At 62.4% G+C, this 18,491-nt stretch carries 14 protein-coding genes; 4 read left to right on the forward strand and 10 right to left on the reverse strand.

Annotation, left to right across the window (positions count from 1 at the left end):
• The 4 genes from Q8X48_RS27535 to Q8X48_RS27550 all read right to left on the reverse strand — a co-directional run bounded on the left by Q8X48_RS27535 (position 1) and on the right by Q8X48_RS27550 (position 4,491).
• Complete coding sequence (locus Q8X48_RS27535; protein WP_407800907.1) at positions 1 to 987, reverse strand: lysylphosphatidylglycerol synthase domain-containing protein; 987 nt, start codon at positions 985 to 987, stop codon at positions 1 to 3.
• Positions 974 to 2,266: a cardiolipin synthase ClsB gene (gene clsB / locus Q8X48_RS27540; protein ID WP_407800909.1), complete on the reverse strand. Its 1,293-nt coding sequence runs from the start codon at positions 2,264 to 2,266 to the stop codon at positions 974 to 976. Before clsB ends, Q8X48_RS27535 begins: the two co-directional genes overlap by 14 nt.
• Positions 2,263 to 3,027 (reverse strand): endonuclease/exonuclease/phosphatase family protein, encoded by a 765-nt coding sequence (locus Q8X48_RS27545; RefSeq protein ID WP_225923777.1) that lies wholly within the window; start codon positions 3,025 to 3,027, stop codon positions 2,263 to 2,265. Before Q8X48_RS27545 ends, clsB begins: the two co-directional genes overlap by 4 nt.
• Positions 3,028 to 3,279: 252 nt before the next feature.
• Entirely contained in the window at positions 3,280 to 4,491 is a 1,212-nt protein-coding gene (locus tag Q8X48_RS27550; protein ID WP_407800911.1) for an MFS transporter, read from the reverse strand.
• Between the two features lie 353 nt (positions 4,492 to 4,844).
• Here Q8X48_RS27550 and Q8X48_RS27555 point away from each other — a divergent pair, with 353 nt between their 5' ends.
• A complete protein-coding gene (locus Q8X48_RS27555) occupies positions 4,845 to 6,968 on the forward strand; it encodes a mechanosensitive ion channel family protein (protein ID WP_407800913.1) in 2,124 nt (707 codons plus the stop codon).
• Between the two features lie 152 nt (positions 6,969 to 7,120).
• On the opposite strand, the gene Q8X48_RS27560 is transcribed toward Q8X48_RS27555, so the two are convergent.
• Positions 7,121 to 11,437: a DNA glycosylase AlkZ-like family protein gene (locus Q8X48_RS27560; protein ID WP_407800915.1), complete on the reverse strand. Its 4,317-nt coding sequence runs from the start codon at positions 11,435 to 11,437 to the stop codon at positions 7,121 to 7,123.
• 308 nt (positions 11,438 to 11,745) lie between these two features.
• Between Q8X48_RS27560 and Q8X48_RS27565 the strand changes: the two genes are divergently transcribed.
• Both Q8X48_RS27565 and Q8X48_RS27570 read left to right on the forward strand, forming a co-directional pair.
• Complete coding sequence (locus Q8X48_RS27565; RefSeq protein WP_015097021.1) at positions 11,746 to 12,630, forward strand: sugar nucleotide-binding protein; 885 nt, start codon at positions 11,746 to 11,748, stop codon at positions 12,628 to 12,630.
• Positions 12,623 to 13,552, forward strand: coding sequence for an NAD-dependent epimerase/dehydratase family protein (locus Q8X48_RS27570; RefSeq protein ID WP_407800916.1), 930 nt, complete (start codon positions 12,623 to 12,625; stop codon positions 13,550 to 13,552). The genes Q8X48_RS27565 and Q8X48_RS27570 overlap by 8 nt, the downstream gene beginning before the upstream one ends.
• Positions 13,553 to 13,734: 182 nt before the next feature.
• On the opposite strand, the gene Q8X48_RS27575 is transcribed toward Q8X48_RS27570, so the two are convergent.
• The 5 genes from Q8X48_RS27575 to Q8X48_RS27595 all read right to left on the reverse strand — a co-directional run bounded on the left by Q8X48_RS27575 (position 13,735) and on the right by Q8X48_RS27595 (position 17,916).
• On the reverse strand, positions 13,735 to 14,433 hold the full coding sequence (locus Q8X48_RS27575; RefSeq protein ID WP_095965761.1) for an OmpW/AlkL family protein: 699 nt from the start codon (positions 14,431 to 14,433) through the stop codon (positions 13,735 to 13,737).
• A gap of 248 nt (positions 14,434 to 14,681) precedes the next feature.
• On the reverse strand, positions 14,682 to 15,200 hold the full coding sequence (locus Q8X48_RS27580) for a DUF3299 domain-containing protein (protein ID WP_407800919.1): 519 nt from the start codon (positions 15,198 to 15,200) through the stop codon (positions 14,682 to 14,684).
• An 11-nt stretch (positions 15,201 to 15,211) separates the two neighbouring features.
• The gene (locus Q8X48_RS27585) at positions 15,212 to 16,477 is read right to left on the reverse strand and encodes an ABC transporter permease (RefSeq protein ID WP_407800921.1); all 1,266 of its coding nucleotides are present in this window, start codon (positions 16,475 to 16,477) and stop codon (positions 15,212 to 15,214) included.
• A gap of 1 nt (position 16,478) precedes the next feature.
• Positions 16,479 to 17,189, reverse strand: a complete 711-nt coding sequence (locus Q8X48_RS27590) for an ABC transporter ATP-binding protein (protein WP_407800922.1) — start codon at positions 17,187 to 17,189, stop codon at positions 16,479 to 16,481.
• A 148-nt stretch (positions 17,190 to 17,337) separates the two neighbouring features.
• Positions 17,338 to 17,916: a DUF2796 domain-containing protein gene (locus Q8X48_RS27595; protein WP_407800923.1), complete on the reverse strand. Its 579-nt coding sequence runs from the start codon at positions 17,914 to 17,916 to the stop codon at positions 17,338 to 17,340.
• A 135-nt stretch (positions 17,917 to 18,051) separates the two neighbouring features.
• Between Q8X48_RS27595 and Q8X48_RS27600 the strand changes: the two genes are divergently transcribed.
• Complete coding sequence (locus Q8X48_RS27600) at positions 18,052 to 18,390, forward strand: hypothetical protein (protein WP_407800924.1); 339 nt, start codon at positions 18,052 to 18,054, stop codon at positions 18,388 to 18,390.
• Positions 18,391 to 18,491 lie beyond the last annotated feature (101 nt).

An 18,491-nucleotide genomic window follows, 5' to 3' on the forward strand; every position in this document is an offset into this window, starting at 1 on the left:
TCATTTGGGTTTCCTGGCAATCCGCAACGACTTGGCCTTGGCCTCCACCAACAGGTACATCACCAGGGTAATCAACAACGGCAGGATGAAATAAATCGCCCGATAGGCCAGCAGCCCGGCCACCAGGCTGCCGCGCGAAACCTCGTGTTGCAGCAGCGCCACGAACACCGCCTCGAGCACGCCGAGCCCGGCCGGGATGTGAGTGATGACCCCGGCGATGGCGCTGATCAACAGCACGCCCAGTACCAGTGGATAGTCCAGTTTGCTCGGCAGCAGGGTGAAGATCACCGCCGCCATCAGCGACCAGTTCAGCGCTCCGAGGGTCAGTTGCAGCACCGCCATGCGCAAGGACGGGAGGTCGATTTCGATACCGCGAATCTCCCACTCCCGACGTTTGGCAAACTGGCACGCCACCAGGTAGCCGGCGCTCAACAGCAACAACAAGACCCCTACGCCTTGCAGCGCACTGCTGCTGAGCTTCCAGCCCGGTGGCATGCGCACCAGCCCGCTGCTGAACACGGCGCCGGCAATGACCATGTAGCCGAACCAGTTGGTCGCCAGGCTCAGGCCAAGGATCTTCGCGATGTTGCTCTTGCTGACCCCGAGCCGCGAATACAACCGGTAACGCATGGCGATGCCGCCGACCCAGGCGCTCAGGTTCAGGTTGAAGGCGTAGCTGATGATCCCCACGGGCAGGATCTGCTTCCACGTCAGGTTCTGGCGGATGTAGGTGCGGCCGATCAGGTCGAAGCAGGCGTACACCAGAAAACTCACCAGGGTCAGCCCCGACGCAATGATCAGCGTGCGCACCTTGAAATCGGCCAGGTTATCGAACACTTCGTTCCACTCAAGGCGCTGGGCGAGCATCGTGAACAACACGATCAGCATCAGGAAAAACAGCATCGTCAGCGGTCGTTTCCAGCGGCTCCAGTGCGACTTGCCCGGGCTTTTGGCGTCAGTTTCCATGTGAGGCTCAGCGCGGTTCATTGTCAGCGCTCCCGGTAGGAGGGGGGATGGGTTTCAGGCGAGGTTTGTGCGCCGGCAACCAACCGGCCCAAGCCGGGAAATGCCGCAGGAAGTGAAACACCAGAAAACCTATGGTCATGTGCCAGACACGCCCGCGCGGCGCGATGTCGTGAGACATGGCCTTGCAATGGTTGTCGCTGAGGTCTTCCAGGCGATCGAACAGAACTCGATTGAAGCCACGGTCGCGGATCAGCACGTTGGCTTCCAGATTCATCGACAGGCTCAACGGGTCGAGGTTACTGGAGCCGACGGTGCTCCAGTCTTCATCCACCAATGCAACCTTGCCATGCAACGGGCGGTCGCAATATTCGTAGATCTTCACCCCGGACCTGAGCAGGTAATCGTAGGTCATGCGTGCGGCGAGTTTGGCCACCAGCATGTCCGGTTGCCCTTGCAGGATCAGCCGCACATCCACACCCCGGCGGGCCGCGTTGCGGATATCGCGCAGCAGGCGCAAGCCGGGAAAGAAGTAGGCATTGGCGATCACCACCCGGCGCTTGGCCTGGCGTAACACTTGGCGGTAAACCTCTTCAATGTCGGTCGGGTGTTCACCGTTGTCGCGGTACACCAGACGTACCTGGCCATCGTGATCGCTGAGGGCCAGCTCCGAACGCCGCTGCCGACGGCGTTGCCACCAGTATTTGGCGTGCGCCGGGCGACCGCATTGCAGCAGAGTGAAGTGATGAATGTCGGCCACCGCCGGGCCTTGCACCTCCACGGAATAGTCCTGCTTGGCCTCGGGCCCGAAGTCGGCAAGGTGATCGGCAGAAAAGTTGATCCCGCCGATGAAGGCAATGCTGCCGTCCACCACCACTATCTTGCGGTGCAGGCGCCGGAACCAGTTGGTGCGGATGCCCAGGCGTTTTGGTGCCGGATCGAACATTTGCAGGTGCACGCCGGCGGCGGTCAGGGCGGTAAGGAACCCGGTACTCAATTCGCCGCAGCCAAAGCCGTCGAGGCTGACGGTGGTGCGTACACCGCGCTGGGCAGCTTCGATCAGGATCTGTTGCAGCTCATTGCCAACCTTGTCCTCGAACACAATGAAGGTTTCCAGCAGGATTTCACTTTGCGCCCGGCGAAGGGCGTCAAATACCCGGGGAAAATACGCTTCACCGTTTTCCAGCAACTCGACGCGATTGCTGCCTTGCCAGCCGTATTCAACGTCGACCGCTGTCGGCTCACGGATCGGCGGAGCGGGGATGTTATCCAGCGTGGTTTTTTCCATCGACTGGCTGCTCATAACTCGATCTCCACCGACAGCGGGACGTGGTCGGAAAGGTGCGACCAGGGGCGGGTGGTCAGCACTTGCGGATGGCTGGCCTTGAGGTTGCGCAGGTAGATGCGGTCCAGACGCAATGCCGGCAGGCGCGCGGGGAAACTGCGCGCCGGTTTGCCGTGGTGCGCGGCGAAGGCTTCGCGCAGACCGCAGGGTTTGAGCAACGCATCGGCGCGCTGACGCCAGTCGTTGAAGTCCCCGGCGACGATCACCGGGGCATCGGCGGGCAGGGCGTCCAGACGCTGGGCGAGCAGCTTCAATTGCGCCGTGCGGTGACTTTCGCGCAGCCCCAAGTGCACGCAAATGGCATGCACTTCCTGGGCGTCGCCTGGCAGGCGCAACACACAATGCAGGATCCCGCGGTTCTCGTGACCGCTGATGGACACGTCGAGATTGTCGTGGCGGATGATCTGGAATTTCGACAACAGCGCGTTGCCGTGATCACCCGCCGGGTACACAGCATTGCGGCCATAGGCGAACTGCGGCCACAGGGTGTCGGCGAGGAATTCGTATTGCGGCATCGCCGGCCAGTTGGTGTAGCGCTTGGGGTGGTGCTCGTGGGTGCCGTGGACTTCCTGCAAAAACACCACATCGGCAGACACGCTGCGCACCGCTTCACGCAGTTCCGGCAGGATGAAACGCCGGTTGAGCGCGGTGAAACCTTTATGGGTGTTGACCGTCAGCACCTTGAAGCGATAAGTCACGGACGGATCCTGTACCCGCATGTCGGTTGCATTTGAGTGTGCGGGAATATCGGTGTGATTCGCTGTCATGTCGCCTCCCGCCTGACGGCCCCTGTTTTTGGATGACTCTGAGGCGGCGGCGAAAGTTTCGATGGGGCTACGGACGGTACACAGTTATCACATCACAACAGATTCAATGTGGGAGCCAGCCTGCTCGCGATGGCGGTGTGTCGGACGCCTATGATGTCGACTGACACTCCTCCATCGCGAGCAAGCTCGCTCCTACAGGGTTTATCAGTGGCCCGTGATTATGCGGGCAGAACCGTCGGCCGGCTCGGCATAGGCCGGGCCAAGGCGATCAAGACGTCCACTCCAGGCAGTCAATGCCAGCGCCACCAGCACCACCAGACCACCGATCCACGCGGTATGGATCAACCCCATGTGGGCGACGATCAGGCCACCGCCCCAGGCGCCACCGGCAATGCCGAGGTTGAACGCGGCGATGTTCAGGCCGGATGCCACGTCCACGGCATGGGGCGTGTGATGTTCGGCCTGGCGCACCACATACACCTGCAACCCCGGCACGTTGCCGAATGCCACGGCACCCCAGACCAGAACGGTAGCCAGTGCCAGCCAGGGATTGCCGGCCGTGAAGGTCAGCGCGAACAACACGGCGGCGAGCAGGGCAAAAATGATTTTCAGGGCGCTGATCGGACCGCGTTTGTCCGCCAGTTTGCCGCCCCAGATATTGCCGACGGCCACGGAGATGCCGTAGACCAGCAACACCAGGCTGACGGCGCTTGCGCTGAAGCCGGAGAGGTCCTGAAGTATTGGCGCGAGGAAGGTAAAGGCGGTGAACGTGCCGCCGTAGCCGACGGCCGTCATCGCATACACCAGCAACAGGCGAGGTTGCCTGAGCACCTGCAATTGCTGCAAGAACGACGCGGGCTTGCTGTGGGCGATATTTTTCGGTACGTAGATCAGGCTGCCGATGAAGGCGATGACGCCCAGTGTCGAAACGGCGAGGAAGGTTTCACGCCAGCCGAAATGCTGGCCGATGAAGGTTCCCAGCGGCACGCCAGTGACCAGTGCTACGGTCAGGCCGGTGAACATGATGGCAATCGCGCTGGCGGCTTTTTCCTTCGGCACTAGATTGGTGGCGATGGTCGAACCGATCGAGAAAAACACCCCGTGGGCCAGGCCAGTGACGATCCGAGCGAGGATCAGCGACTCGTAGCCCGGTGCTTGCCATGCCAGCAGGTTGCCGAGGGTGAACAGCACCATCAGCGACAACAGCAGCAACTTGCGCGGCACCTTGCCGGTGAGGGCGGTCAGCACCGGGGCGCCGACAGCGACGCCAAGGGCATACAGGCTGACCAGCAGACCGGCGGATGGCAGACTGACGCCGAGGTCGGCGCCAATAGTGGGTAACAGGCCAACGATGACGAACTCTGTCGTCCCGATGGCAAAGGCGCTGAGGGTCAGCGCGAGCAAGGCAATGGGCATGGCTGCAACTCCGGAAGATGATTCGATGGAGCGCAGTGTCGGGGTTCGGGTTGTGCGGAAAAATACAGGGACGAGCATTTGATATTTGCGTGCAGATCAAATATCGCGAAGGCGGGTGCATACTTGTGGCGAGGGGGCTTGCCCCCGCTCGGCTGCGCAGCAGTCGTAAATCCTTAGTGTGCGGTGCTTCAGATGAATCCGAACTGTAGGTTTTGGGGGCGCTTCGCACCCCGACGGGGGCAAGCCCCCTCGCCACAAATGGCGTCGCCATTCGGCTATCTAGAGGCAATGTCCGAACTTGCCCGGCATTTTTCGATCAGTTCCTTACCGACACAGCCAAAGGAGCGGGTGTTTTGATCAGGCTCAAGACCGCGATACTGCTGGGGGCGTTGCTGTTTGTGGGCAGCGAGCAACTGGAAGCCGCCGCGATACCGGGGCTGCCGGCCGCCGCGACCGCTGCGACGCCGCCGGCGCACCCCGAACCGCTGGTGCAAGGCGGGTTACTGGGGGCCATCAGTTCAAGCATCGACGAGGTCCAGGCCAAACTCGATCTCAACGAAAACCTCGTGGACGCCTGGCGCTTGCGTGCCGACCGCGCGGCCGACGAGGTGGATCAGTTGGTCAATCAGCCTTCGGCCCGCTCGCCCTGGGGCGTCACCGGCGATCTCCTGATACTGACCTGCGTGTGGGCCGCCGTGTTTGCCTCTCTTTGGCTGCTGGGGCGATTGTTGGCCAAACGCCTGTGCGAACATCGCCTGTTGCTCAGCCGCGAACGCGGCCAAGCCCTGCTCGGTTATGTATTGCCCTATACCCTTCCAGCGGTGGCCAGCCTGCCCCTGACGATTTATGCCAGCCAGTTTTTGCCGATATCCGCCGGTCGGGCGCTTGCGTTGTGCCTGGCTTATGCCACAAGCGCGGGGATATTTTCCGCGTCCTTGGTGCTGTCGCTGGTGGTGGTGTTCAATGCTGGCCACAAGCGCCGGGCGGTGCAGATTCTCCGCGAGAAGAGTGCCCGGCCATTGTTCGGCATCGGTTTTCTGGTGGCCTTGAGCGATGCCCTGACCAGTCCGCAAATCGCCCATCAACTGGGCAGCAATCTCACCAGCAGCATTGCCGTTTTCACTGGCTTGGCGGCATCGATTTCCTTCGGCTTGCTGGTGATCCGCACGCGCCGCCCGGTCGCTCACGTGATCCGCATCCTGCCGCTGGCCCAGCGCCAAAGTCAGCCAGCATTGCGTGAGACCCTGCGGATATTTTCCGGGCTCTGGTATTGGCCGATCCTGTTGATGGTGCTGGTCTCTATCATCAACCTGATCGGCGTTGGCGCGGACAACCAGATGGTGCTGCGTAGCGCCTTGTTCACCACGGTATTGCTGATTGCCACGGTGTTTCTCAGCACCACGCTGCATCATCTGTTCAAGGCGCGCAGCGAAGCGGACCTGCGCCGCAGCAGCGCCTACAAGGAGCGTTTTCTCAACTTGTCCCACGCTTTGCTGCGCATCGGCATGGCCATCGTGTTCATCGATATCCTCGGGCGGATCTGGGGCGTGTCCCTGTTCGAATTCGCGGTGAGCAATGCCGTGGGCCGGGCGATCAGTGATTCCCTGAGCCACATCGGTTTGATCCTCTTGGTGACCTGGATGGTCTGGGTGGTGCTCGACACGGCGATTCAGGAGGCCCTGAAACCGCCGGCCAACAAGCGCTCGGCACGCCAGCCGAGTACGCGGGTGAAAACCATCCTGCCGCTGCTGCGCAATGCGATCAAAATCATCCTGGTGGTGATTTGTGCAATCACCACCATGGCCAACCTGGGCATCAACGTCGCGCCATTCCTGGCCGGTGCCGGGGTCATCGGCCTGGCAATCGGTTTCGGTTCCCAGCAACTGGTGCAGGATGTGATTACCGGGCTTTTCATCATCATCGAGGACACCCTGTCCATCGGTGATTGGGTGGTGCTTGATTCCGGGCATGCCGGCACGGTCGAAGGCCTGACCATCCGCACCTTGCGCCTGCGCGACGGCAAGGGCTTCGTGCACTCGGTACCGTTCGGGCAGATCAAGGCCGTGACCAACCAGTCGCGGCAATTCGCCTATGCGTTTTTCTCGGTGCAATTCACCTACGACACCGACGTCGACAAGGCCATTGAACTGATCCGCGAGGCCGGACATTCCATCAGCAACGACCCGTTCCTGCGCTACAACCTGCAAGGGCCGCTGGATGTGTTTGGCGTCGACAGGATGGACCTCAACGGTGTGGTGCTGACGGCGCAATTTCGCACGGTGAGTGGTGGCCAATATGCGGTGAGCCGGGCCTTTAACCAGCGATTGAAAAAGCTTGTGGATAACTGCCCGTGGGTGAACTTCGCGCAAACTTATCCACAGCAGGCGCTGGTGCCGCGGCATTCGGTCGAAGCGCCACCGGAGGCTGAGCCGGAACATGCTGCGGTGTTGATGCCGGATCGGCCGCGGTCTCAATAGCCGGTTTTGTATTTGAGGCTTTCAGTGGCTGGTCTGGCCCCATCGCGAGCAAGCTCGCTCCCACAGGGGATTTTCTGTGAATACAAATTTTTGGCACAACAGAGATTACTGTGGGAGCGAGCTTGCTCGCGATGGGGCCGGTCCAGACGACATTACTGCCGGATCAGTTTGTTGCGCACCTCGGCACTCGCCTGCTGATCCAGCTCCCCCCAAAACTGTTGCTTGCCGGCAATCTCGGCAGCAACCGGCAAACCATCGCGATACACCAGCCGATTGCTCGCCAGTGCCGGGACTTTCGCACCAGGTAATAGTGTGCCGGCAAGGTTCAGCGGATCGACCCCGCACACCGCGACCAAACTCCCGTCATGGGGCCGACGTCGCACCTCCCGCAGCAATGGAATCGCCTCGGGCAGGGCGAATTGCTCGCCCGCCAGGCCGCTGACAAACCGTCCCCCACGAATCTCGCCGCGTGCCTCCAGGCGATGGAAGGTGCGCAGCAGTTCGCGCCAGCTCGGCAGCCAGTCCGCCTCGCGTTCCAGCAAGCGCCAGAACACCACGCCGTAACGACGCAGCAAGGTCATGGCGATGTGCTCCAGGGTATCGCCCGGCGTCGGTGCGGGACGCTGGTTTTCCACCACAGGGGCCGTTGGCGCGCATCGCAACAAGGCCCAGCGCCCGGCATCGTCCATGCCGCCGATGAATGCGCCGCGTCCACGCCGACTGTTGCGCGGCTGGCGCTTGCTGGCCGGGGTGATCAGGGCGCGTAAACCGGCAAAGCTGTCGGCGTTCACCAGCCCCGCGCCCACCAGTTCTTGCAGGGCGATTTCCAGCTCCGAACGCAGCAGGTGCGCCTCATGGATCAGCTCGTCGAAAAACAGCGCGCCATGCTGACTGAGGGCGGCGTGGACTTTTTGCGTTTTCGGCGACAGTTCGCTCACCGGTGTCTGTTCGGTCAAGCCGCTCCAGAGGCCGACCCGGTTGCGCGGCAGCAACACAATCGGTGTGCTGCGCAGCGCGGTGCCGGCGTTTTTGTTGTGCGCCGAAAGGCGCGTCCACACCAGTCTGCCGCTGCGGCACAGTTCATCCAGCCAGGTCGCCGAGTAGTCCTTGATCCGTGCGGGCAGGATGTCGCTGTCCCAGGCGGAAGCGGCGGCGGGGTAGCCTTCGAATTGCCCGACGATGGCTGGCAACACCGCCGCGCCCTGGCCCTGGCTGGCGCTCGACACATGCTGCCAGTCGAACAGGAATCGCATGAAATCCTGCAACGCCACCGGTTCGATTTCCCGGCGCAGGCGCTTGACCGTATAGCGGTGAATCCGCGCCAGCAAATGCCGCTCGCACCATTCTTCTTCAGCGATGCCCGGGGTGAAGCGACCGCGCAACACGTAGCCTTCGTGTTCCAGTTGCGCCAGGGTCTGGGTCACTTGTGCTGCAGGCAAGCCGAGTGGTTCGGCAATGTGCTCGAGGGCAAGTGGGCCGAAGGCGCTGAGCCGTGCGCGGATCAGTTCGAGGACGGCTTCGTCGGGTGCCCAGCTTTCATCGAAGTCCGGCAGCGCTTGCAGCGGTGGCGTCAATTCGGCCTGTGGATAAATGGCCCGCAGGCAGGTCAGGCGCTCCAGCGCCAGCCACAGCGATTGCCCGGCGTTGATCTGTAAACGGCTCGCGCGTCCGCTGTCGGCCAGGGTCTTGAGCCAATCGAGCCATTGCGGATTGGCGCCGGCCTCGGCATCGGTGATGCATGCCAGGCTCATCAAGGCCTCGTGCATTTCATCGACACTGCAAGGCACCGGCCAGGCTTCGTCGCGCACGGCGGCAATCGCATCGGCGTCCAGTGCACCGAGGTCGTCGGTGGATTGCGGATCGCTCCAGCGCCGATTGAGTACCGCTTGGGTGCGGCGCTCTTCCAGCGGTGCATCGTCGAGAAAGGTGTAGGGGCGGGCGCTGAGGATCTCCGCCGCCAGCGGCGAGGGCGCTGGCAAGTCGCGGCTGATCAGGCGGATGTCACCGCGTTCCATGCGCCGCAGCAAGGCCAGCCAGCCTTCAGTGTCCATGGCTTCGTGCAGGCAATCGTCGAGGGTCTGTTCCACCAGCGGATGCTCGGGAATCTCGCGTTCGCCGGCGAGGTTTTCCACGCAGGCAATCTGATCGGGAAACACGCTGGCGATCAGGTCTTCGCTTTTCATCCGCTGGATTTGCGGCGGGACTTTGCGCCCGCCGCTGTAGCGTGGAAGGGCAAGGGCCACGCCGGCATTCCAGCGCCAGCGCACGCCGAACAGCGGCGCGTCGAGCACGGCCTGGATCAGGATGTGCTCGGCGTTGTTGCTGTGCAGGTAGCGCCAGACATCCTCCAGTTCAAAGCTGTGGCTGGTGGACAGCGACAGCACGATGGCGTCTTCGCTGGCGGCGGCCTGCAATTCGAAGTTGAAGGTGCGACAGAAACGCTTGCGCAGGGCCAGGCCCCAGGCGCGGTTGATGCGGCTGCCGAACGGCGTATGAATGACCAGCTGGGTGCCGCCGGACTCGTCGAAAAAACGCTCCATCAGCAGCGTGTCTTGCGATGGCAGGGCACCGAGCGTCTGCCGTGCGCGGGCCAGGTAGTCCACCAGTTGTTCGGCGCTGGCGAGGTTCAGACCCAGGGTCCCGGTCAGCCAGTCGAGCGCTGGCTGCAAGTTGCCAGGCTCGGTACCCAGCAGGTCGTCGAGTTTTGCCTGCAAGCGCGCCACCGCCGAGGACAATTCGGCACTGCGCCCCGGCGCTTCACCGAGCCAGAACGGGATGGTCGGCGGCTGGCCCTGGGCATCCTCGACCCGAACCTTGCCGGTTTCCACACGCAGGATTCGATAGGAGGTATTGCCCAACTGGAATACATCCCCGGCAATGCTTTCCACCGCGAAGTCTTCATTGATGGTGCCGATGTTCAGCCCTTGAGGCTCCAGCAGCACGGCGTAGTCGGCGTTATCCGGAATGGTCCCGCCACTGGTCACTGCGGTCAGTTTCGCGCCACGGCGACCGCGCAGGGTGCGACTCACGGCGTCGCGGTGCAGGTAGGCGCTGCGCAGGCCCTGACGCCCGTTGTAGCCCTCGGCGAGCATGTGCAGCAGCGCCTGGTAGTGTTTTTCGTCGAGTCCGGCGTAGGGCGAGGCGCGGCGCAGCATCTCCAGCAGCGCTTGCTCGGGCCATTCCTGGCAACTGACTTCTGCGATGATCTGCTGCGCCAGCACATCCAGCGGCGCCTGCGGTATCAACAAGGTATCGAGTTCGCCCCGGCGCACGCAGTCGAGCAGCGCGGCGCATTCGATCAGGTCGTCGCGGGTGGTGGCGAACAAGCGGCCCTTGGGCGTGCCGCCGACCTGGTGCCCGGAGCGACCGACCCGTTGCAGAAACCCGGCAATCGAACGCGGTGAGGCGATCTGGCACACCAGGTCGACGTCGCCGATGTCGATCCCCAGTTCCAGCGACGCCGTGGCGATCAGCACCTGCAGTTCGCCGCGCTTGAGCCGCTGCTCGGCGTCCAGACGAAATTCCTTGGCCAGGCTGCCGTGGTGGGCCGCTACCGCGTCCTTGCCCAGGCGTTCGCTCAGGTGACGGCTAAGGCGTTCGGCCAAACGCCGGGTGTTGACGAAAATCAGCGTGGTCCGGTGTTCCCGCGCGAGGGCGGCGAGGCGGTCGTAGACCAACTCCCAGACATCGTTGGCCATCACGGCCGACAGCGGCACGGGCGGCACTTCGATGTCCAGGTCGCGGGGGCGGGCGTGGCCAATGTCGATGATCTCGCACGGGCGGTCGCGACCGACCAGGAAGCGCGACACGGCTTCGATGGGTTTTTGCGTGGCCGACAGACCGATGCGCAGCAGCGGCTCGGGGCAGAGTGCCTGCAGGCGTTCAAGGCTCAGGGCCAGATGGCTGCCACGTTTGCTGGCGGCCATGGCATGGATTTCGTCGATGATCACCGTTTGAGTGGTGCCGAGCATCTGCCGACCGGAGTCGGAACCGAGCAGCACGTACAGGGATTCCGGTGTGGTCACCAGAATGTGCGGCGCCGTCTTGCGCATCGCCGAGCGGTCTTTTTGCGGTGTATCGCCGGTGCGCACGGCGGTGCTGATCTGCAGTTCGGGCAGCCCCATCACACGCAATTGCTCAGTAATGCCGGCCAACGGGGTTTGCAGGTTGATCCGGATGTCGTTGGACAGCGCCTTGAGCGGCGAGACGTAGACCACCAGCGTTGCGTCGGGCAAGCCTTCGGGGCTTTCCAGACCGCGGTGCACCAGGTCGTCGATGACCGCGAGAAACGCGGTGAGGGTCTTGCCGGAGCCGGTGGGCGCGGCGACCAGGGTCGAGCGGCGCTGGCGGATCAATGGCCACGCCCGGGCCTGGGCGGCGGTGACCGCTGCGAACGTGTGGCTGAACCAGGCACTGACGGCGGGGTGGAAGCCGCTCAGGGCACTGTCTGCGGGGATGGGCAGGTTCATGCAGCAAGTTATGCGGGTGGGGGGCGCAAGATGCAAGTACCGCTCGGGGATCTCTGTTGACTGACAGGGCCCCATCGCGAGCAAGCTCGCTCCCACAGGGGGGGCGGTGTTCACAAAACCATTGTGGGAGCGAGCTTGCTCGCGATGAGGCCAGTGGCAGCGCCGCAAATCCCGGACATCTACACTTTACGGATGACGGTTGCGCACTAAACCCGCAAAATGCAACGATTCCGGCAATTACCAACGACATCGCCTTGGGGCGATGTCGATATAGCCATCGTTCCAATCAGACTGGGCCTGCTGACTCTATGCGAATGCGCCTTATGTTACTGGGCGGCGGAAATGCCCTTGGGCAGGCGCTGATTCGCCTCGGTGCGGAGGAAGACATCGGTTTCCTCGCCCCCCGCCCGCCGCAAGACGGCTGGGATGCCGCGAGCCTGACACAACTGCTCGACGACACCCGTCCCGATGCATTGATCAACCTTGCCTACTACTTCGACTGGTTTCAGGCCGAAGCGGTCAGCGAACAGCGTCTGGCCGGCCAGGAGCGCGCGATCGAGCGTCTGGCGGAACTGTGCCAGCACCACAACATCGTTCTGCTGCAACCTTCCAGCTACCGCGTGTTCGACGGTTCCCGCGCAACGGCCTACAGCGAAAAAGACGAACCGGTGCCCTTGGGCTTGCGGGGGCAGGCGTTGTGGCGGATCGAGCAAAGCGTTCGCGCCACCTGCCCGCAACACGTGCTGCTGCGTTTCGGCTGGCTGCTGGACGACAGCCCGGATGGCGCCCTTGGCCGCTTCCTCGCCCGTGCCGAACAACCCGAGGAACTGCTGATGGCCGACGACCGGCGCGGCAATCCGACGCCGGTCGACGATGCCGCCCGCGTGATCATTTCAGTGCTCAAGCAACTCGATTGCGCAGCGCCACTTTGGGGCACCTACCACTACGCCGGGCATGAGGCGACCACACCGCTGGCGCTGGGGCAGGCGATTCTGGCCGAAGCCCGCAGCCTGCATCCGCTGGCCATCGAAGCGCCGACCGCCCAGGCCCACGCCGCGCGTCCGGATGCTGCGGAAGAGCCGCAACACGCGGTATTGGCCTGCAAAAAAATTCTGCACACCTTCGGGATCAAACCACGCGCCTGGCGTGCGGCGCTTCCCGGTCTACTGGACAGGTTCTATCGCCATGGCTGACGGCCCCGTTTTGATCACCGGTGGTGCCGGTTTCATTGGTTCGCACCTGACTGACGCCCTGCTCGCCAAGGGCTATGCGGTGCGGATTCTCGATGACCTGTCCACCGGCAAGCGCAGCAATCTGCCACTGGATAATCCCAAGGTCGAACTGATCGTCGGCGACGTGGCCGATGCGGCTGTGGTCGCCCAGGCGATGGCTGGTTGCAGCGCCGTGGCGCACCTGGCCGCCGTGGCGTCGGTGCAGGCCTCGGTGGACGATCCGGTGCGCACGCACCAGAGCAACTTCATCGGCACGCTGAACGTCTGCGAAGCCATGCGCCAGGCCGGGGTCAAGCGCGTGCTGTTCGCCTCCAGCGCGGCGGTGTATGGCAACAATGGCGAGGGTGAGTCGATCGACGAAGACACGCCAAAGGCGCCGCTGACGCCGTATGCGGTGGACAAACTGGCCAGCGAGCAGTACTTCGATTTCTACCGTCGCCAGCATGCACTGGAGCCGGTGATTTTCCGCTTCTTCAACATCTTCGGCCCGCGCCAGGATCCGTCCTCGCCGTACTCCGGGGTGATCAGCATTTTCAGCGAGCGCGCACTGAAGGGCTTGCCGATCACCGTGTTCGGCGATGGTGAGCAGACCCGGGATTTTGTCTACGTCGAAGACCTGGTCGACTTGCTGGTGCAGGCCATCGAGAAGCCCCGGGCCGAGGTCGGTGCGGTCAACGTTGGCTGGAACCAGGCGACGACCCTCAAGCAAATGCTCGAAGCGCTTGAAGCCGTGGTCGGCCAGCTGCCGCCGGTAAGCTACGGCCCGGCGCGCTCCGGTGACATCCGTCATTCCCGGGCGAACAACCAGCGTCTGCTGGAGCGCTTCACTACCAAGGAGCAGACACCGATGCGTGTGGGGCTGGCGCGGTTGCTGGGGCGATAGATCGCTTTCCTCGCAGACATGAAAAAGGCGCCTTTTACAGGCGCCTTTTTCACGGCCGGAATTTACTTACAGCGTGTGCAACTTCTATGGCGAGGGAGCTTGCTCCAGATCGACTCCGTCACGGTCGTCATCAGTATTGAGTTTGCTCGCCACGGCCTCATCCACCACCACGTGAACGTTACTTAGAACTTGTAGCCCAGACCGACCATGTAGACGAACGGGTCCACATCCACATCGACCTTGGCCCGGGTGCCCGGTGCAATGGCGTTGTTTTCCACAGTGGCGGTGGTATCGATGTCGATGTAGCGCACCTGGGCGTTAATCATCACGTTGTCGGTCAGCATGTAGTCAGCACCGACCTGCCAGGCCAGACCCCATGAGTTATCCGCCTTGAAATTGCTGAAACCGGCGGACTGGGCTCGGCTGCCGACATGTTCGTCGTAGATATAGGTGTAGTTGATGCCACCGCCGATGTACGGTTGGAACGCCGACTTGGGATCCAGCGGGTAATACACCAGGCTCAAGGTTGGCGGCAGCTGTTTGATGCTACCGAGCTTGCCGTTGGCAGGGGCCAGCGCGGTACCCTTGATTTTCACATCATGTTCGAAGGGGGTTGCCGCCAGCAGCTCGATACCCAGGTGGTTGGTGAGCATGTAGGCGAAGTTCAAGCCCAGTTGCGTGTCGCTGCTCAGGGTCGCTTTGCCACCCAGGTCGGCACCCGCCAGCGGGCCTTGATCAACCTTGACGCTGGAGCTGTCGGCTTCCGGGTCGACGGTGATGGCGCCGGCACGGAGGATAATGTCGCCGGCTTCGAAAGCATTGGCGAGCGGGGCTGCAAGCGCGAGGGCAACCAGCGAAGCGCTGAGCAAGGACTTGTTCATGGGGGCTCCAGAGGACGTTAAAAATGTTCGATGTCCAATGGTAAGGCGCCTAACGATTCGGTCTTTTGATGCAGCTCAATGAAAGTGGGAAGGGCGTGATTTTTGTGGTGTTGCTGATGGCCTCATCGCGAGCAAGCTCGCTCCCACAAGGAGTTGCGCAATGCTGAAGATTTTTGTTTCAGCATCGAACCTGTGGGAGCGGGCTTGCCCGCGATGGCGATTGTGTTGGCGACAAGGAAACTCCGGACTCACTCCGGCAATTCATACAGGTAAATCTTGTCCGCCTCCATCTGATACCCGGCATCCGCCAGTTCGCTGGTGGACGCCTTGACCTGCAATGCGCCCTCGATCCAGTACGGCTGAAACAACTCGTCGAGCTTCACGCCGACTTCGCTTTTGACGTGCACGATCTGGTTCGACGGCGGTGGCGGTACGTGAATGCAGGCGCCGAAATACGGCACCAGCAGAAACTCCGTGGTGCGTCCTTCCTCGCTCACTTCCAGCGGCACGATGTAACCCGGCAGTCGAATGCTCTGGCCATCAAGGGTCTTGACCACCGGTGCGTTGGGCGAGTCTTGCCTGGCGGCAGGCGCCGATTCGGCCGACAGCGCATTGCTCATCTGCGACAGGTCATGCAGTGGCGTCATGTTCGGCACTTCTTTCGGCGCATCCGGCGGAATCATCTCCGACCAGGTCAAATCTCGCGGCTGGGCCGCCCACAGGGGCAGGGCGACCAGCATCAACAGCGCAAGTACAGCGCGGGGCATTTTCAGCGTCCTCATAAACGGATCGACAGGCCATCGGCCAGGGATTGGCGATAGGCGCGCCAGGCCGGCACACTGCCCATCAGCAACGCGGCGATCAGGATGCCACCGAGCAGCGTCCATTCATACTCGCTCGGCCAGGACAGCGGCAGATACAGACCATAGTTGGCCTGAACATATCCCTGGGCCGCCGCGATGCACACATACAGTAACGCCACACCGGCGATCACGCCCGACAGCGCCAGGGCAAAGGCTTCGAGCACCAGCAGCGTCGCGATGTGCCACGGTCGCGCACCCACCGAACGCAGGATCGCCATTTCCCGGCGGCGTTCGTTGAGGCTGGTGAGAATGGCCGTGAGCATGCCGATCAACCCGGTCAGCACCACAAACAGCGAGACCACGAACAAGGCTTTTTCCGCCGTGCCCATCAGGCTCCACAGCTCTTGCAGTGCCACGCCAGGCAGGATCGCCAGCATCGGCTCACCTCGGAATTCGTTGATTTCCCGTTGCAGGGCAAAGGTCGAAATCTTGTTGTTCAGACCGAGCATGAACGCGGTGATCGCTTGCGGCGTGAGGTCCATGTTGCGCGCCTGATCGGCCGTGATTCGGCCCTCGCCCCGGGCCGGCACGCCGTTATGCCAGTCGATGTGAATCGCTTCCATACCGCCAAGGCTGATGTGCAGCGTGCGGTCCACCGGCGTGCCGGTGCGTTTGAGAATGCCGACCACGGTGAACGGCTTGTCGTCGTGCTTGACCAGGCTGATCGCCGCCACGCCGTGGGCCAGCACCAGTTTGTCACCGAGTTTGTAGTGCAGTGCCTCGGCCACTTCGGCCCCGAGCACCACCTCGAACGGGTCGCTCGCAAACGCCCGGCCATTGGCCAGTTCCAGGTGTTGCTGGCGGCCGTACTGGTAATGCTCGAAGTAGGCTTCGGTGGTGCCCATCACCCGATAGCCGCGATGGGAATCGCCGAGGGACATCGGGATCGCCCATTTCACTTTCGGGTTGTTGGCGAAGTGCTCGAAGCTGTCCCAGCGGATGTTGTTGGTGGCGTTGCCGATGCGAAATACCGAGTACAGCAACAGGTTCACCGAGCCGGAGCGGGCGCCGACGATCAGGTCGGTGCCGCTGATGGTGCTGGCGAAACTGGCCTTGGCTTCGGTGCGCACGCGCTCCACCGCCAGCAGCAGGCACACCGACAAGGCAATGGCGAGCGCCGTGAGGATCGCGGTGAAGCGGCGGTTAGCCAGGCTGGCCATGGCTAGACGAAACAGATACATCTCAGACCTCGGACGGGGTGGCGGCGCGATTGAGTTCGGCCAGCGACAGGTTGTGGTCGAACAGCGGCGCCAGGCTCTGGTCGTGGCTGACGAACAACAGGCTCGAGCCGGCTTCGCGGCACTCGGCGAACAGCAGGCGAATGAAGTTCTCACGGGCGTCGTAATCGAGGGCCGAGGTCGGCTCGTCGGCGATCACCAGTTCCGGTTGACCGATCAGCGCGCGGGCGGCGGCGACCCGTTGCTGCTGGCCGATGGACAACGAATCGGCGCGGCGACCGAGGATGTTCGCATCCTTCAGCCCCAGGTGGGCGAGCAGCGTCGCGGCCGCTTTGTCGACGCTGCCATGACGCTGTTTCGCCCGTTCGGCACGCAGTGTCGAGAAGTGGCAGGGCAGTTCAACGTTTTCACGCACCGACAGAAACGGCAGCAGGTTGAACTGCTGGAAGATGTAGCCGGTGTGATCGACGCGGAAGTGGTCACGGGCGCCGGCCGACAGTTGTGTCAGTTCCTGGCCGAGCAGGCGAATGCTGCCGCGATCGGGTTTTTGCACGCCGCCGAGCAGACCGAGCAGGGTGGTCTTGCCGCTACCGCTGGGACCTTTGAGAAACAGGGTTTCACCTCGCTCCAGGCGAAACGCCGGGATGTCCAGCAGTGGCGGGTGACCGGGCCAGCTGAAGCGCAGGTCGGACAGTTCGATGAGTGCTTGGGTCATGTGAAACCGGTTCAGGTTGATGGTGAACCCTGTAGGAGCGAGCTTGCTCGCGAAAAACCTGAGAGCACTGAGGTGAGTCAGGTTTCCAGCGTTATCGTTGACGTCCATCGCGAGCGAGCTCGCTCCTACAAAGGGGAACGAGGTGGATTCAGAATTTGAGGGCGGCAGCCTTGGCCGTCACATCAACGCCTTGCTGCCCGCTCGGGCCGATCAGTTGTACCTGAATCTTCTGAGTGGCCGGGAACGAGTTGAAAATGTTCGCCAGGTCCAGGGTCTTCAATGCGTCCGGTGTGGCGCAGGTGAACTGATAGTGAGCGTGGATTTCGCTGTGGTCGTGATGATGTTCGTCCTTGGCGTCTTTGTCATGGTCATCGTCGGCATCGGGTGTGTCTGCGAACAACGGGCTTTCCAGTTCCTGGTTTTCCACCACGCAGCCGGCGGCTTTCGGCAGGTTGAACAGGGCCAGCGGTTGCTCAAGCAGAGCGCGGGCGGCGGCGACTTTGGCTTTGTCGGCATCGCTGGTGGTGGCGTGTTCGAAACCCACCAGGTTCATGGCCGGGCTTTGCAGCTCCAGCGCCAGGGTCTTGCCGTCCAGCGCCGCGTCCAGGCGTCCAACGCCATGTTCGTGGGCGCCCAGGCTGCCATGCTCATGATCGTGTTCGTCGGCGGCATGGGCGACAGCCAGCGGCAAGATGGCAAGCGGCAGAGTGAGAAGCAGACGACGCATGGCGAGTCTCCGAAAAATAAAATGAAAAAAATGTTATGTAATCTTATAACGTAATCGCGCAGAGTTTGACTGCCTGCTTGGCGTTGCACAAGTCCCATGGGAGCATGCAGGGAAGAAAAGTTCGGGAGCAGACTTATGTTGCGAATTCGCGGAAGCATTGGCGACTGGCCGGTGGATTTGACCCTGGAGATGGACGATGCGGACTGGGCGCGATTAGGGGCGCAGTTGCAGGAAGAAAAATCCCCGGTCAGCGCCCCTGTGGCGAAACCGCTGAATCAGGATGATGCGCTGTGGCAGATCGCCAGGGATTTGTTGCGTAAGGCCGGACAGTTGAGTGGACCGGATTTGCTCGATCAATTGGAGGGCCTGACCGGCAGTGCGGCGGCGGGCAAGCGCCTGTTGGTGCGTTTACGCCATTGTGCGGATGTGAAAGTGGAAAGCGGCGGGGATACACCGTTGTACCGCTGGTTGTAGGAGCGAGCTTGCTCGCGAAGAGCCTCAGGGCACCGCGGTCATACCGGTAGCCCTCATTATCGTTGACGCCCATCGCGAGCAAGCTCGCTCCTACAAGGGCA

Origin of the sequence: Pseudomonas sp. QLc11A, from assembly GCF_052112305.1 — a bacterium.
Classification (GTDB): Bacteria; Pseudomonadota; Gammaproteobacteria; order Pseudomonadales; family Pseudomonadaceae; genus Aquipseudomonas; species Aquipseudomonas laurylsulfatiphila.